Raw genomic sequence first — 15,876 nt, 5'->3', positions numbered from 1 at the left:
GTGTATGCACGCGGCGCGGGAGCGTCTTTTATGATGCGCGCACCGCCGCCCGGTGCGGCTTTTTCCAACTGGAGTTTTCATGAAATCTGTATCTTTCATCCTGCCCGCACTCGCTGTTTTCGGTCTGGCTGCCTGTGGCGGCAATACTGGCGGCAACGGCAATATTGGCATTCCCGCCAATCCGGTGCCAAATCCGCCCGCGAACAATTATCCCGCGCCGCAACAGCCGCAAGCGGGCGGCGTCACCCATTTTGATTGCGACAATGGTCTCGGCGTCAATATCCGCATTTTGAACACCAGCCAGATTGAGCTGCGCCTCGACGACAAGTCAATGGTGATGCAAAACGCCGTCGCCGGTTCCGGCGCGCGCTATGTCAGCAACAGCGGCCTCTTTGGTCGTGGCGGCGAGTGGCACCAAAAAGGCATGAGCGAGGCCCTCTTCGCCTTCACCGACTCTTACGGCAACGCGGTGGAAACCACCTGCCGCAGCGGCGTGAACCGCATCTGAAGCAGCGTCTTGATGCACGCACGGGGCAGGACGTTATCGGCGCCCTGCCCCGTTTTTGTTTTACTTGAACGCAAGGGGCATTCCGCAAAACGGAATCGGGCGGTTACGCTACGCTAACCGCCCCTACGCGCTCCGGACTCCACGCAAAATGTGGGCGCATTTTGCGTGGGAGCCCGCCCGTAGGGGCGAGGGATTCTTCATTTGTAAACAGCCCTTCAGCCAATGCGGTTGCCGCAGCGACGATTTTGCGACCTGCACCACTGATTTGTAGGGTGTGTGCCGCAGGCACGCACGCGTCTCCCGCTGTCCCAATTCTCGCGTGCGTGTCGGCTGCGCCGCCACACACCCTACGCACGGAGTGCTTCATTAAGGTACTACTGGGAAACCGTCCGGGGTATGGCGACGTTATTTGGGCGGACTTGCGGCTATTATTCGCCGCCTGAAATGCAAAAAAACCGCCGGAGGGCGGTTTTTTTGTGGTGCGCAGCTTTCAGGTCAACAGCCGTCGTTGTCACGACTCTCGCACCGCCGCCGTCAGCCGGATTTCCACTTTCCAGCCGGGGTGCGCCAGTTTGGCCTGCACGCAGACGCGGGCAGGCGCGCGGCCGGGTGCGGTCCAGGCGTCCCAGACGGCATTCATCGCGTCGTAGTCGGCAAGGTCGGCGAGGTAGATGGTCGCTTCGAGGATGTGCGCCTTGTCCGAGCCGCAGCGGGCGAGCAGCGTGTCTGTTTGTGCCAGTACGCTGCGGGTTTGCGCGGCGGCATCGGCGCTGGCGTCTTCCGGCACTTGTCCGCCGAGGTGGATGATGCCGTGGTGGATGGTCGCGTCGCTGTAGCGTGCTTCGGGGTCGATGTAGGTAATCATGGTGTTTCCTGTGTGAACCGGCGGGGCGGGCGGGGACGGGTTTAGCCGAGCAGCCGCAGGTGGACGTTCCCGCCCTTCTCAATCTCCTGTTGCAGCAGGGGTTTGAGGGCGGCAATGTCGGCGAGGACAAGCTCCGGGGTGAGTTCGATGCTGTCTTCGTCGTCTTCATCTTCGACGTCGGCGCAACAGCCGCAGCCGTCGTCGCAATGGCAGCCGTCTTCGTCGTCGTCCGCAAAGTCGTCGTCATCATCATCATCATCGGCGGCGGCTTGATAGAGGCTGTCCGGGTCTTGTTGCAGTTGCCGCTCCAGCGCTTGCAGCACGGCGAGCAGCGCGGCCGGGTCGTGCCAGGCGGCGGGTTCGCGCAGCGCGTCCCGTTCGATGTCCGCGTCTTCCGGCAGGTTGTCTTCATCTGTCAGCCACTGCGCGCGCAGTTCGCTGTCGTCCACGTATTCGGAAAGCGGCGTGATGCCGAGTTTTTCGCAAAGCGCGTCGAGGTTGAGCTGGAAGTAGTAGAGGCCGTGCAGGTCTTCTTCGTAGAGCGCGGTGCCGTGTTCGTTCATCAGCCAGTAGGTCATGCTCATGGGGTTTCTTTGTGGTATTGGGGGCTGTATTTGTGCACGGCTTCAATCATCGCCGCCGCGTGTTCGGGCGGGATGTCCGGGGTGATGCCGTGGCCAAGGTTGAAGATGTGGCGGTGGCCGTGGCCGTAGTCGGCGAGCACGCGCCGTACTTCGTTTTCGATGGTTGGTGGTTCGGCGCGCAATATGGCAGGGTCAAGGTTGCCTTGCAGGGCGATGTTTTCGCCGAGGATGCGCCGTGCCTGCGCCAGTGGTGTCGTCCAGTCGAGGCCGATAGCAGCGGCGCCGCTGTCTTTCATCATGTCCAGCCAGTTGCCGCCACCTTTGGTGAAGAGGATGACCGGCGCTTTGCCGCCGATGCCGGTGATGATGCGCTGCATATAGGCGAGCGAGTTTTCGCGGTAGGCCTGCCAGGCAAGGCTGCCGCCCCAGCTGTCAAAGAGCATTACCGCCTGCGCCCCCGCTTCTATCTGCGCCAGCAGGTAGGCGGTGACGGCACGGGCGAGTTTGTCGAGCAGGGCGTGCAGGGTGCGTGGCTCCTGATAGAGCATCGCTTTGGCGCGGGCGAAATCGCGGCTGGCCTCGCCTTCTATCATGTAGGTGGCAAGCGTCCACGGGCTGCCGGCGAAGCCGATGAGCGGCACGCGCCCGTCCAGTTCGCGCTTGATGAGGCGTACCGCCTGCATGACGTAGCCGAGGTCGTCGTTCATGTCGGGAATGGGCAATGCCTGCACGTCGGCAGGGCTGCGCACCGGGCGGTCAAACGCCGGGCCTTCGCCGGGGACGAAGGAAAGCCCCAGCCCCATCGCGTCAGGGATGGTGAGGATGTCGGAGAAGAGGATGGCGGCGTCGAGCGGGAAGCGCGCCAGCGGTTGCAGCGTCACTTCGCAGGCGAGTTCCGGCGTTTGGCACAGCGTCATGAACTGTCCCGCCACTTCGCGGGTGGCGCGGTATTCGGGCAGGTAGCGCCCGGCCTGACGCATCATCCACACCGGGGTGCGTGGCACGGGTTCGCCGCGCAAAACGCGCAGCAGCAGGTCGTTTTTCATGAAATATCCTTGTGATAGCGTGGCGGTATTGTAACACTGCCCCTGCTTCAGCCCGCTATAGTGCGGGCGCTTTCAACACAAAAGGAGCAAATCATGACGATCACTATCCATTCTGGTCTCATCTACACCATCGTTATCGGCTTTCTCGTCGGCCTTGTCGCCCGCTTCTTCTATCCGGGGCGCGACCCGATGGGCTTCATCTTCACCACCCTGCTCGGCATCGGCGGCGCAGTGGTCGCGAGCTACATCGGCCAGGCGCTGCACTGGTACCGCATCGGCCAGCCCGCCGGATTCATCGGCGCGGTTCTCGGCGCCATCCTCATCCTGCTCTTGGTAAACACGATCTCGCGCCGATGAGCATCCGCCATTTCAGCAAAATGCACGGCCTCGGCAACGATTTCATCGTACTCAACGCCCTGCAACAAACCTTCGACTGGCCGCGCGCGCGCATCAGCGCGCTGGCCGACCGCCACAGCGGCATCGGCTTTGACCAGCTGCTCATCATCGAACCCGCGCCGGACGCCGCGCACGACTACGCCTACCGCATCTTCAACGCCGACGGCGGCGAAGTTGAACACTGCGGCAACGGCGCGCGCTGCTTCGGCAAGTACCTGCGCGACCACAGCCTGCACCCGCTGGACCGCCCGCTGCGCGTCGCCGTCAAACGCGGCAGCATCACCATTGCCTACGTCGGCGCGGGCGAAGACGGCAGCGAACAATACCGGGTGGACATGGGCGAGCCGGACTTTACCCCCTTCACCGCCGCGCAAACGGAGCGTCTCTACCAGCCGGTCAGCGCCGCCGGACACGAATTGCAGATGGGTATCGTCAGCATGGGCAACCCGCACACCGTCTGCGTGGTCGAAGACGTCGCCAGCGCGCCGGTCGCCGAAGTCGGCGCCGCGCTTCAACAACACCCGCTTTTCCCCGCCGCCGTCAATGCCGGCTTCATGCAAATCCGCGACCGCGCCCACATCCGCCTGCGCGTTTTTGAGCGCGGCGCGGGCGAGACGCAAGCCTGCGGCACCGGGGCGTGTGCGGCGGTAGCGGTCGGCATCGCACGCGGTCTGCTGGACGAAACCGTTACCGTTGAGCTGCCACGCGGCACGCTCATCATCAACTGGGCAGGCGCGGGCAAACCGCTCTACATGACCGGCCCCGCCGCCACCGTTTACCACGGCGAACTGGCGGCATAACCCGCCGCATCGTCTCCATGAACGACATCGACGACTACCTCGCCTGGTTGCGTTACGAAAGCGGCAAAAGCGCGCAAACCCTCGCCACCTACCGCCGCCTGCTGCGCCAGTTTGCCGACGCCCACGCCGGGCGCGACCTGAGCGCGCTCGATAGCCAGACCCTGCAAGACTACCTGCGCAAAACCTTGGGCGGTGGCAAATACAGCCCCGCCACGCTGAACCAGCACCGCGCCGCGCTACGCGGTTACTACGGCTGGCTGCACCGCCTGCGCGGCCTGCCGACCGACCCGGCCGCCACCCTCAAACTGCCGCGCAAACCGCGCCAGCCCCTGCCCGGCGTCCTCACCCCCGAACAAATCACCACCCTGCTGGCAGCGCCCGCGACCGACAACCCGAACCTCATCCGCGACCACGCCATTCTGGAGCTTTTCTACTCCGCCGGACTGCGCCTGGCCGAACTGGCCGCGCTCAACGCGCGCGACCTCAGCGCCGACAGCACCCATCACATCATTCGCGGCAAAGGCGGGGTGGAGCGCCTCATCTTCATCGGCAGCAAGGCGCGCGAAGCCCTCGCCCGCTGGCAGGCGGTGCGCGGCCAACTGCTGAAAAAAGCGGACGAGACAGCGCTGTTTCTCAACAAAAACGGCGGCCGCCTCACCGAGCGCGGCATCGCCCTGCGCCTCAAGGCCTATGCCGCCGAACGCCTGCCCGGCGTGAACGTGCATCCGCATATGCTGCGCCACAGCTTCGCCACCCACCTGCTGCAATCCTCCGGCGACCTGCGCAGCGTGCAGGAGCTGCTCGGCCACAAAAACCTCGCCACCACCCAAATCTACACCCACCTCGACTATCAGCATCTGGCACGCGAATACGACGCCAAACACCCGCGCGCGAAGAAAGCAAATCCCAAAACAGAAAACGAATAACGAAAAAAACCGCCACCAGGCGGTTTTTTTAATATCGACGGCAATTACGCCGCAAAGCGGGATTTTAGCTGCTGCAAAAACGCCTCACGTTGCTCTGCTTTGGAATTTGTAATATTGCCAAAATTCAGCCATTCGCGCTGCGCAATGCCAATCTGCTTCAAAACCAGATTGACGAAAACGCGCTTGATCGGATTGCGCAAGAAAAGTTTCAGCGCGAAATTCGGTGTGGTGGAAGTGGTAATGAGCGTTGCCTTGCCGATATGCGTCAGCAATCCTTTTGGCCCGGTCGTACCCGGCACATAGGCGAAATTCACCTTCATCACCTTGTCAAAAAAGCCCTTGGTCATGGCGGGCAGACTGCTCCACCATACCGGGCAGATAAAAATCAGCTCATCCGCTTCCTTGATTAACTGCCAATATTTCTCGACCAAAGGATCAACCGTTTCTCCCTTGCCATAAAGCGCCAATTCCTCCTTGCGGAAAACCGGGTCAAAACCGTCGGCGTGCAAATCAATCAGCGCGTGCGCTTTTCCTTTCTCCTGCAATGCGGCGATGACGGTTTCCATAATAGCGTGGTTGAAACTTTTTTCATAAGGGTGGTCGTAAATAATGAGGGTGTGTGCCATAAATACTCCGTGGATAAAAAAGAATGTCCGGCCAGACGGCACGCATTGTGGACGGATAACGTATGCATTGCAAGCTATGCAAAAGTCATTTTTTACATCCCGCTCATTTCACAACAGAAAATCTTGCAACCCCGCGCGACCATCGCGTAGCCTGCCCGCATTCCCCAACGGAGCGCATCATGCAACCTGTCCATACCCTGAACGATCCCAATCTTCGCCTCTATTACCGCGGCGCGCTGCCTGCCACCGCGCCACTGCTGCTGACCTTTCTGCAACCGCACGAGGCCGATGCCGTCGCCAGTTTGCTCAAGGCGGATGTCGTGCTGATGTCGCTGGATCGCACGGACTGGGAGCACGCTTTCAGCCCGTGGCCGGCACCGCGTGCCTTCAAAAAAGCGCCGGATTTCAGCGGCGGCGCGACTGAAACCCTCACCAGTCTCGCCGCGCGGCTGCCCGCTATCGAACAGCGCCTTGGCCTGCAACCGCGCTGGCGCGGCATCGCCGGATACTCGCTCGCCGGACTGTTCGCCGCCTGGAGCGCCTACCACGACAGCCCGTTCCAGCGCGTCGCCTGTGTTTCCGGCTCACTCTGGTTTGACGGCTGGGCGGACTTCGCCACCAGCCGCCTGCTGCAAACCCCGCCAGCGCGCGCGTACTTCTCGCTCGGCGACAGCGAAAAAAACAGCCGCAACCCGCGCTTGGCGACAGTCGAAAACATGACCCGCGCCACCGCCCAATACTGGCGGCAACAGGGCATCCATACCGTCTTTGGCCTGAACCCCGACGGCCATTTTGACGACATCGCCGCGCGCACCGCCGCCGCCATCAACCAACTCGCTGCCGCCGACTGAAGCGCCAATATTGCGAACTATTCCCAAAAAAACTATCATCGCGCCTCCATTCACCCACAGGAAAACCCATGAAAAAAACCCTCCTCACCGCAGCGCTCTTGCTGGCAACCACCACCCAGGCGGCTGACTTCAGCATTGAAGTCACCATCCCCGACATCAAAAGCAGCGAATACCACCGCCCCTACGTCGCCGTCTGGGTCGAAGACAGCGACAAAAAGCTGGTCGAACACCTGAGCCTCTGGTACTTCATCAAGGGCAAGGCGGACAACCCGCAGGAAGGCCTCAAATACCTGAAAGAATTGCGCAACTGGTGGCGCAAGGGCGGGCGCAGCCTGAAGCCGCTGCCCGATGCCATCACCGGTGCCACGCAAAAACCGGGCAAGCACACCATCGAAATCAAGTCCGACGACCCGCGTCTTGCCAAGCTGAAAGACGGCAGCTACACCCTGATGATTGAAGCCGTGCGCGAAGAAGGCGGCATCGAAGCGGTCAGCATTCCGTTCACCCTGCCGGTCAAGGAAAAAACCGAAGCCAAGGCCAGCGGCAAGAGCGAGCTCGGCGAAATCACCCTCACCATTACCCCGTAACCGGAGATTCCCATGAAACGCACCCACATCGCCGCCCTCGTCCTGCTGGTGAGCGGCTTCGCCAGCGCGCACAACGTCTGGATCCGCCCGAGCAGCACCCAGCTTTCCGGCGAAAAAGACTACGTCACCATTGACAGCGGCGCGTCCGATTTCCCCTTTGACGTCAACCACAATGGCCGCCCGACCGAAAACCTGCACGCCTACGCCCCGGACGGCAAGGAAATCGAAAAAGAAAACCTGACCAAGGGAAAACTGCGCACCAGCTACGACGCCAAGCTGACCCAGCAAGGCACGCACCGCTTCGTGGACCAGCAGGAATACATCCAGTTCAACTACGGCGAAGGCGACCCCAAACCGCGCTGGCGCGGCACGCCGGAGCAGTACCAGAAAGAAAAACCCATCCCCGACCAAAAACACGAAAACTACCGCCACCGCAGCCTGGAAGCGGAAACCTTCGCCACCCTCGGCGAGCCGACGGCGGAGGCCATCAAGCCTGCGGCCAAGGGGCTGGACATCGAATACCTGACCCACCCGAACGAACTCTACGCCGGGGAAAAGGCGCAGTTCCGCGTGGTCTTTGACGGCAAGCCGCTGGCGAATGCGCGGGTACGCCTCGCCAAAGACGGAATGCGCTACCGCAGCCACGAATTTACCGAGCTGAAAACCGACGCCGACGGCCTCGTCACCATCGACTGGCCGGAAGCCGGGCTGTACTGGCTCAACACCGAACACGAAGTGCCGAGCGACGTCGTCAAGGACACGCCGCACCTCTACGATTACAGCGTCGGCCTGGAAGTACTCCCGCTGTAATCCTCCGCGCTTCTCCCGATAAAAAGCCACCCGCAGGGGTGGCTTTTTTATGGCTGACGGGACGGGTCGCGCTATCACACGCGCTTTCCATTGATTTGTATAGCCATCCACCGAAAGTTTCAGACAAGGCGCGCCGCTGAAGACAGTACGCGGTTGTACGGCGAAGCGGCGCAACACAGTATGAGGCTTTCGGTGGATGGCTATAGTTTCGCGGCGGTGGGGCAAGCCCCACCCTACGCACGCTTTCCGCAGTATATGTAGGGTGGGTCTCGACCCACCACAGCATTGTCAGCGCGAGGGGGCGCTTTACTTTCTACACCTTCTGCCGCAGATAAACCAGCGCCTCATACGGCCGCAGCAGCACCTCTTCCTCCAGCGTTGCCGGGGAATCGGCGTAGTTGCCGAGGAGCAGGCGATAGCCCGCCGTGTCCGCGAGCGGCGCTTTTGCCACCTCGCCGTAGAAGTTCGCCAACACGACGAGCGACGCCTCATCATTCTCGCGGCGGTAGGCGAATATTTGCGGATGGCCGGCAAGCAGCGGCGTGTAGTCGCCGTCCTGGATGACGCGCTGCGTTTTGCGTAGGCGAATCAGTGCGCGGTAATGGGCGTAGATGCTGTGCGGCTCGCGCGTCTCCGCCTCGGCGTTGATTTCAACGTGGTTCGGGTTCACGCGCAACCACGGCGTGCCGCTGGTGAAGCCCGCCTGCGCGCCTGCCGTCCACTGCATCGGCGTGCGTGCGTTGTCGCGGCTGCGCGCGCGCAGCAGTTCGTGGATTGCCGCCGCGTCCCGCCCCGCTGCGGTTTCCAGTGCGTAAAGGTTGGTACTTTCCACGTCGCGGTAGTCGTCGATGTCGTCGAAGTAGGCGTTGGTCATGCCAATTTCTTCGCCCTGGTAGATGTAGGGCGTGCCGCGCAGCATGTGCAAGGCGCTGGCGAGCATAGTGGCGGACTGGGTGCGGTAGCGGCGGTCATCGCCGAAGCGGCTCAAGGCGCGCGGCTGGTCGTGGTTGTTCCAAAAGAGCGCGTTCCAGGCGTTGCCCGCCGCCATGCCAATCTGCCAGTCGCTGATGAGGGTTTTCAGCGCGGCGAAGTCAAAGGGTTGTAGCGCCCATTTTTGCTGGTCCTTGTAGTCCACCTTGAGGTGGTGGAAGGTGAAGACGCTCGATAGCTCACCGCTTTCCGCGCCGGCGTAATGCACGCATTCGGCGAGTTTGGTCGAGCTCATCTCGCCGACGGTAAAACTCTCCGGGTCGCGGCCAAAGCTGGCGCGGTTCAGCTCGCGCAGGTATGCGTGGACGTGCGGGCCGTCGGTGTAGAACTGGCGGCCGTCGGCGTGGTGCGGGTCGTCGGCAAATTCGCGTTTGCTGATGAGGTTGATGACGTCGAAGCGGAAGCCATGCACGCCTTTTTCTTGCCAGAAGCGGACGATGTCGGCGACCTCACGGCGTACTTCCGGGTTCGTCCAGTCAAGGTCGGCCTGGGTAACGTCGAACAGGTGCAGGTAATACTGGCCGACTTGCGGCGCGTATTCCCAGGCGCTGCCGCCGAATTTGGACTGCCAGTTGGTCGGTGCGCTGCCGTCGGGCTTGCCGGGGCGGAACAGGTAATAGGCGCGGTATTTGGCGTCGCCGGCGAGCGCTTTTTGGAACCACTCGTGCGCGGTTGAGGTGTGGTTGAAGACCATATCGAGCATGATGTCGATACCGCGCGCTTTCGCCTCGCGGCAGAGGCGCTCAAAATCGGCCATCGTGCCGTAAACCGGGTCAATGGCGCGGTAATCGGCGACGTCGTAGCCGTTGTCGCGCTGCGGCGAGGGATAAACCGGGTTGAGCCAAAGATAATCCACGCCGAGCGTTTGCAAATAATCGAGCTTGCTGATGATGCCCGGCAGGTCGCCGATGCCATCGCCGTTGCTGTCGCAGAAGGATTTGGGATAAATCTGGTAAACGACTTTATCTTTGAAATTCATGGGGATGCACCTCACAGCTCAAGAATACCGCTATCGCCGCGCGTCACGTCCACATCCCGCTTCAGCACACGCACCGCGCCGCCATCGGTAAACACCACCGGCGACACCAGCGACTTGCCCTGCCGCTTCACATAATCCACATCGACCTCTGCCAGCACATCGCCCTGGCGCACGCGGTCGCCCTGCCGGACGCGCGCAGTGAAGCCCTTGCCCTGCAACTCAACCGTATCCATGCCGAGATGAATCAATAGCTCGCGGCCATTGTCGCAGGCGATGCCGTAGGCGTGCCCGGTGGGGAAGGCGACCTCAATCGTGCCGCTAAACGGCGCGACTACCACGCCATCGCGCAGCTCAATCGCGATGCCGTCGCCCATACTTTTTGAAGCAAAGCCCTGGTCGTCAATCTCCTCAATGGCAAACAGACGCCCGCTCATCGGGGCGATGAACGCTTCCGTCGCCGCCGCCGCCGCAGGCGCGCTGCCCCGCTCCGCCGCATTCAGCCGCTTCTGCCCGACCAACCAGGTCAGCACAAACGGCACGACAATCGCCGCCGCCATCGCCAGCGCAAACGAACCCCAAAATTGCGGATTGATAGACAAAATGCCGGGAATGCCACCGACGCCAATACTGAGCGCCTGCACGCCGCTGCCGACAGAAATCACCGCGGCCACCGCCGAACCAATCATCCCGCAAATGAGCGGAAAACCATACTTCAAATTCACGCCGAATAATGCCGGTTCCGTCACCCCCAAATAAGCGGAAATACAGGCAGGCACATTGACCTGCGCCGCGCGCGGATTGTGGCGCTGCAAAACCCCCATCGCCAGCACACTCGAACCCTGGGCAATATTGGAAAGGGCAATCATCGGCCAGAGAATCGTGCCGCCGAATTTCGTCGTCAAAGTAATATCAATGGCATTGGTCATATGATGCAGCCCGGTCATCACTACCGGCGCATAAAGCAACCCAAAAACAGCCGCGAATAACACCGACCATGACGACGTCAAACCGCCATAAACCGCATCAGCAATGGCGGTGCCAATCTTCCAGCCAATCGGGCCAACCAGCGTATGCGCAATAATCACCGCCGGCACCAGCGAACAAAACGGCACCACAATCATTGAAATCACCGCGGGCGTAATGCGGCGGAAAAAACGCTCCAAATATACCAAAACAAAACCGGCGAGAATGGCAGAAATCACCTGCCCCTGATAGCCAATCATATTGACGCGGGTAAAGCCGAAATCCCAATGCGGAATATCCTCCGCCGCCGTACTGGCGACCGCAAACGCATTCAATAACTGCGGCGACACCAGCGTTGCGCCAAGCACAATGCCAAGAATCGGCGTCGTCCCCATCTTGCGGGTAATTGACCAGACAATGCCAATCGGCAACATATGAAAGACCGCCTCGCCAATCAGCCAAAGAAACTGATACATCCCCTGCCAGAACGGCGACGTTTGCGCCAAAGTCTTGCCATCAAACAGCGCAATCTCGCCAATAATATTGCGAAAGCCTAAAATCAGACCGCCGCATACCAGCGCGGGAATAATCGGCGCGAAAATCTCGCCGAGCGCGCTCATTATGCGCTGCAGCCAATTCTGCTGCGCCGTCGCCGCCGCTTTCACCGCATCCTTCGATACCCCTTCAATCCCGGCAAGGGTAGTGAATTCCTGATAAAACTCGCTCACCTCATTGCCAATAATCACCTGGAATTGTCCGGACTGGATAAACGTCCCCTTGACGCAGCCAATCGCCTCAATGCGGGCAATATCCGCCTTTTTCGGATCAACCAAGACAAAACGCATCCGCGTCACACAATGCGTGACCGCGCTAATATTCTCCCTGCTGCCAATCGCTGCCAAAAGCAGCGCGGCATCCTGCTGGAACTTCGACATAAAAACCTCCCCGGTTTGGTGAATAGAAAAAGAATCTCCAAAAAATCCTGATCAGGAAAACAAGCGCCATAATATGATCAATACATAGGGCATCATCCAGGCAGAAACCACAATAATGATGGCCGCAGCCAATAGGCTCACCAGCAATAACACACCATTATCAGCCGCAGAAGCCGTTCTGTCTTTCCTTGCAGGCAGTAAAACAAACGAAAGAATCAAAATGGCGAGCGCCAACCGTGCCGTCAAAATCATCGGCAAGCTGCGCAAATGCATACTGTAACTGAAAGAAGCGGCGGTAATACCCATAAAATAAAACATCGCCAGCGGCAAAGTGACTACCAAAATAAAAACCATATGCCTGAGCGAGCGTTGAAAACGCCGCCAGGCAAACCAGGCGCCAAATAAAAAGCCAGGCATAAAAAAGCGTCCCATATTATCCGGCAAATGCCACCAGGAAATACCCTTACCCAGTATCAGTAGCAGCAGCCAGAAGAGCAAGCCATTGAGCAAGCCGGTACCCAGGCCAAAACCGAGAATGACGCGCTGCCAAGGATAAAATTCTGCTTCGTCTTCATCATCTGCGGGTTCGGGCAGCAGCCAGCTTGCCAGCAAGGCAGCAAAAATACCTTGCAGCAAAACGAAACCCGTACAAGAAAAAACAAGAAACAAAATCTGCGCACCATCCCTGAATACACCCCAAAAAACCAAATAAATAATACTGAATACGGCATAAATGGTATTTAGTGCCAGCATGGATTTTACCGCTAGCATTACGCCGTGCCGATTGCGCCTTGCATTTCGCCAAACCAAAAACAATACGGTAGCAATACTGCTAAGCAATACAGGAAATAAAAACAACAACCCCCACAAGAGATATAAATGCATTTTGTCCGTTGCTGGCTGTGGTAGTAATAGCTGCCCCAGCAAAATGCCAGAAAGTTTTATACTTCCCAATAGATGGGCAACAAAATTAAACAACAACATCCCGCCAACGAAGCCAAAAAAGACTTTCGCCCACGGATATGCCACTGGCGTTTCGGCCGCCGGATTGCGGTTAAACATTTCTCTCTCCCTGAATCAAAATACGCTTAAAGAAAAAGCGATGCCTACCGGACAGAAGCGCCCGTCAACATCGCCATATAGCCATCCACCGAAAGCCTCATACGGTGTTGCGTCGCCTCGCCGTACAACCGCGTACTGTCTTCGGCGACGCGCCTTGTCTGAAACTTTCGGTGGATGGCTATGATTTCAGCTACCGCCCCGCAGCGGCACCACCCACGCGCGCCCGCCAGGTAGCGGGGCGGGGTGTTGGGGAAAATGTGATGCGTCATGCCGTAATTCCTCTGCGGGGGATGCGCCGATGATAACGCCAATCCCCCCGGCTGGCTATCGCCCCATCCCCGCCGGGATTGCAATTCCCCGGCAAAAGGCAACAATAGCGCGCGAATCTCTGCCCCGTCGCCGCCATGCCCCGCATCCAGCAACTGCCCAACCACCTCATCAACCAAATCGCCGCCGGTGAAGTCATCGAGCGCCCCGCCTCCGTCGTCAAAGAAATCGTGGAAAACGCCATCGACGCCGGGGCGACGCATATCGACATCGACATCGAAGACGGCGGCGGCAAACTCATCCGCGTGCGCGACAACGGCTGCGGCATCCACCCGGACGACCTCGCGCTTGCCTTCGCCACCCACGCCACCAGCAAAATCCGCAACCTCGACGACCTTGAGCACGTCACCACTCTCGGCTTTCGCGGCGAAGCGCTGCCGAGCATCGCCTCCGTCGCCAAGACCACCCTCACCAGCCGCGCGGCAGGTGAGGCGCAGGCGTGGCGCATCAGCCCGCATCTGGGCGACGCCATCAGCCCGGCGGCGCACCCGCCCGGCACCACCATCGAAATCCGCGACCTCTTTTACAACACCCCGGCGCGGAAAAAATTCCTGAAAAGCGAGCGCACCGAACGGCAGCACATCCAGCAACTGGTGCAAACCCTCGCGCTCAGCCACGACGGCATCACCATCCGCCTCAACAACCACGGCAAACTGCTCGGCGCATACGGCGGCGCCGACCTCGCCGCGCGCATTGCCAGCGTCCTCGGCGATGAGCTGCTGGAGCAGACGCTGCCCATCGACGCCCGCAGCGGCGAAATGCACCTCTATGGCCGGGTTGGCCTGCCGACCTGCGCCGGCAACCAGCCCGACCGCCAATACTTCTACATCAATGGCCGCATGATCCGCGACAAAATCATCGCGCACGCCATCCGCCAGGCCTATCAGGATATGCTCTACCACGGCCGCCATCCGGTGTACGTCCTCTACCTCGACATTGCGCCCAACCTCATCGACGTCAACGCGCACCCGGCGAAACACGAAGTGCGTTTCCGCGAAAGCCGCCTCGCGCACGACTTCCTCTACAGCAGTCTGCACCACGCCCTGCGCGGCAACATCCCCGCCGCGCAAACTGCACCGCCGCGCGAAACCCCGGCATCGCCGCCCGCCGCCGTGCGACAACAACCGCCGCTGCGCTACGACCACGACTACCGCCCCGCGCCACGCCGCAGCGTCGCCGAAAGCGCCGCCTATTACCAATGGGCGCAAAAAATTGCGCCGCCTGTTCCCCCCGCAACTGGCGGTTTGACAACCACAAACCCCACCCCCAGCCCCTCCCCCGGGCCCCAAGCAAAATGCAGTCGCATTTTGCTTGGGTACCCGCCCACAGGGGGAGGGGAGCAAGGCTTCGCCCCCACCCCCACAGCAAAAAACGATTACGCCGCCGCGTCCGTGAGCGACAACCCCGGCGAACACCCGCTCGGCTACGCCCTGGGACAAATTCACAACATCTTCATCCTCGCGCAAAACGCGCGCGGCCTCGTCATCGTTGATATGCACGCCGCGCACGAACGCATCCTTTACGAACGGCTGAAAGCGCAACTGCGCGCCAAACAGCCCGAAGTACAGCGGCTGCTGTTGCCGCAAAGCCTCGCTGCCACCCCGGCGCACCTTGACACGCTGGAGCAGCACCGCGACTGGCTGCACCGCCTCGGCTTCGACCTCGAAGCCAGCGCCGACGAAAGCCGCATCCACATCAACGCCGTGCCGTCGCTGTTAAAACACGCCGCCGTCGCCGAAATCGTCGGCGATCTTTTGCACGAACTGGGCGAATACCCGGCAAGCATCGCCATTGAGCGGATGCAGGACGAAATCCTCTCGCGCCTCTCCTGCCACAAGGCGGTGCGCGCGCATGACAGCCTGACCCTGACGGAGATGAACCAGCTCTTGCGCGACATTGAAACCACCCCGGCCAGCGGCCAATGCAATCATGGCCGCCCCACCTGGGTGCAGCTTTCGACCGACGACCTCGGCAAATATTTCATGCGCGGCGAGTGATGCCGTCGCCACACCCTACGCCCAAGACCGCCATAGACTGCTCCCGGCGCGGTTGTGCGGCGGTGGGGCAAGCCCCACCCTACGCACGCTGCCATATCGCATATGGATAGTTATGAAACTGTTGCTATTTTTGCAGCCAATGAGTTCCCTCCCCCTGTGGGGGAGGGTTAGGGTGGGGGCAGCAGACAACAGCCCAGCAGGTTTGGAATTTTGTCGGGTTCCGTGCAAGTTATGGTTTGGAAGGAAGTCTATTGATTTGTAGGATGTGTGCCGCAGGCACGCGCGCGGTTCCCGACGCAAAATTCCCCGCGTGCGTGTCGGCTGTGCACAGCCATCCGCCATAGGGTGCACCTCGGCGCACCATCCGGGTGATAGCGACGATTTTGCGGCTACAGCGACGCAACACCGTATGAGGCTTTCGGTGGATGGCTATAAAACCGCCTATGTCCCCCTCTCTCTGTGGGACTGGGACAGCTCGCGCAGCGACAAGCATTGCTTGCGAAGCAAGAGAGAGGGTCGGGGTGGGGGTAGAAAATCCATTGAAAAACAGTAATTTCAGTTCATGAGCAATATCGCCCACCCCCACCCTGTCCCTCCCCCGCTGCGGGCTTCGCCCTGCGGGGG

Annotated in this window: 15 protein-coding genes; 8 read left to right on the top strand and 7 right to left on the bottom strand. The window is 60.4% G+C overall.

Features of this window, described 5'->3' with window-relative positions:
• The first annotated feature begins 79 nt into the window (after positions 1–79).
• On the top strand, positions 80–508 hold the full coding sequence (locus ACO54Z_RS10565) for an MliC family protein (protein WP_485996976.1): 429 nt from the start codon (positions 80–82) through the stop codon (positions 506–508).
• A gap of 511 nt (positions 509–1,019) precedes the next feature.
• Here the strand turns inward: ACO54Z_RS10565 and ACO54Z_RS10560 are convergent.
• From ACO54Z_RS10560 to hemE, 3 genes are read right to left on the bottom strand one after another with little or no spacing between them, the layout of a single operon-like run.
• Entirely contained in the window at positions 1,020–1,373 is a 354-nt protein-coding gene (locus tag ACO54Z_RS10560; RefSeq protein ID WP_485996975.1) for a RidA family protein, read from the bottom strand.
• A gap of 41 nt (positions 1,374–1,414) precedes the next feature.
• On the bottom strand, positions 1,415–1,957 hold the full coding sequence (locus ACO54Z_RS10555; protein ID WP_485996974.1) for a hypothetical protein: 543 nt from the start codon (positions 1,955–1,957) through the stop codon (positions 1,415–1,417).
• A complete protein-coding gene (hemE, locus tag ACO54Z_RS10550; protein WP_485996973.1) occupies positions 1,954–3,003 on the bottom strand; it encodes a uroporphyrinogen decarboxylase in 1,050 nt (349 codons plus the stop codon). Before hemE ends, ACO54Z_RS10555 begins: the two co-directional genes overlap by 4 nt.
• Positions 3,004–3,096: 93 nt before the next feature.
• Here hemE and ACO54Z_RS10545 point away from each other — a divergent pair, with 93 nt between their 5' ends.
• Genes ACO54Z_RS10545 through ACO54Z_RS10535 form a run of 3 tightly spaced genes read left to right on the top strand, consistent with a single transcriptional unit; the run spans position 3,097 to position 5,125 of the window.
• Entirely contained in the window at positions 3,097–3,360 is a 264-nt protein-coding gene (locus ACO54Z_RS10545) for a GlsB/YeaQ/YmgE family stress response membrane protein (RefSeq protein WP_485996972.1), read from the top strand.
• A complete protein-coding gene (gene dapF / locus ACO54Z_RS10540; RefSeq protein ID WP_485996971.1) occupies positions 3,357–4,199 on the top strand; it encodes a diaminopimelate epimerase in 843 nt (280 codons plus the stop codon). Before ACO54Z_RS10545 ends, dapF begins: the two co-directional genes overlap by 4 nt.
• A 17-nt stretch (positions 4,200–4,216) precedes the next feature.
• On the top strand, positions 4,217–5,125 hold the full coding sequence (locus ACO54Z_RS10535) for a tyrosine recombinase XerC (protein WP_485996970.1): 909 nt from the start codon (positions 4,217–4,219) through the stop codon (positions 5,123–5,125).
• Positions 5,126–5,169: 44 nt separating this feature from the next.
• Here the strand turns inward: ACO54Z_RS10535 and ACO54Z_RS10530 are convergent, their stop codons facing one another.
• The gene (locus ACO54Z_RS10530) at positions 5,170–5,751 is read right to left on the bottom strand and encodes an NAD(P)H-dependent oxidoreductase (protein WP_485996969.1); all 582 of its coding nucleotides are present in this window, start codon (positions 5,749–5,751) and stop codon (positions 5,170–5,172) included.
• Positions 5,752–5,930: 179 nt separating this feature from the next.
• Here ACO54Z_RS10530 and ACO54Z_RS10525 point away from each other — a divergent pair, with 179 nt between their 5' ends.
• From ACO54Z_RS10525 to ACO54Z_RS10515, 3 genes are all read left to right on the top strand, one after another.
• A complete protein-coding gene (locus ACO54Z_RS10525; RefSeq protein ID WP_485996968.1) occupies positions 5,931–6,602 on the top strand; it encodes an alpha/beta hydrolase-fold protein in 672 nt (223 codons plus the stop codon).
• Between the two features lie 68 nt (positions 6,603–6,670).
• The gene (locus tag ACO54Z_RS10520; protein ID WP_485996967.1) at positions 6,671–7,189 is read left to right on the top strand and encodes a DUF2271 domain-containing protein; all 519 of its coding nucleotides are present in this window, start codon (positions 6,671–6,673) and stop codon (positions 7,187–7,189) included.
• Between the two features lie 12 nt (positions 7,190–7,201).
• Positions 7,202–7,999 (top strand): DUF4198 domain-containing protein, encoded by a 798-nt coding sequence (locus ACO54Z_RS10515; RefSeq protein WP_485996966.1) that lies wholly within the window; start codon positions 7,202–7,204, stop codon positions 7,997–7,999.
• A gap of 313 nt (positions 8,000–8,312) precedes the next feature.
• Here ACO54Z_RS10515 and treC read toward each other — a convergent pair whose 3' ends face one another.
• Genes treC through ACO54Z_RS10500 form a run of 3 tightly spaced genes read right to left on the bottom strand, consistent with a single transcriptional unit; the run spans position 8,313 to position 12,928 of the window.
• Positions 8,313–9,968, bottom strand: a complete 1,656-nt coding sequence (gene treC / locus ACO54Z_RS10510; protein WP_485996965.1) for an alpha,alpha-phosphotrehalase — start codon at positions 9,966–9,968, stop codon at positions 8,313–8,315.
• Positions 9,969–9,979: 11 nt separating this feature from the next.
• Positions 9,980–11,866, bottom strand: a complete 1,887-nt coding sequence (gene treP, locus ACO54Z_RS10505; protein WP_485996964.1) for a PTS system trehalose-specific EIIBC component — start codon at positions 11,864–11,866, stop codon at positions 9,980–9,982.
• A gap of 51 nt (positions 11,867–11,917) precedes the next feature.
• Positions 11,918–12,928, bottom strand: a complete 1,011-nt coding sequence (locus ACO54Z_RS10500; RefSeq protein ID WP_485996963.1) for a hypothetical protein — start codon at positions 12,926–12,928, stop codon at positions 11,918–11,920.
• A gap of 404 nt (positions 12,929–13,332) precedes the next feature.
• On the opposite strand from ACO54Z_RS10500, the gene mutL reads away from it, so the two are divergent.
• Positions 13,333–15,252: a DNA mismatch repair endonuclease MutL gene (gene mutL, locus ACO54Z_RS10495; protein ID WP_485996962.1), complete on the top strand. Its 1,920-nt coding sequence runs from the start codon at positions 13,333–13,335 to the stop codon at positions 15,250–15,252.
• Positions 15,253–15,876: the final 624 nt, after the last annotated feature.

It is taken from the genome of Cardiobacterium sp. (assembly GCF_057314735.1).
The sequence above is the reverse complement of the archived record's forward strand: the minus strand, read 5'-3'. Positions and strand labels throughout refer to the sequence as shown.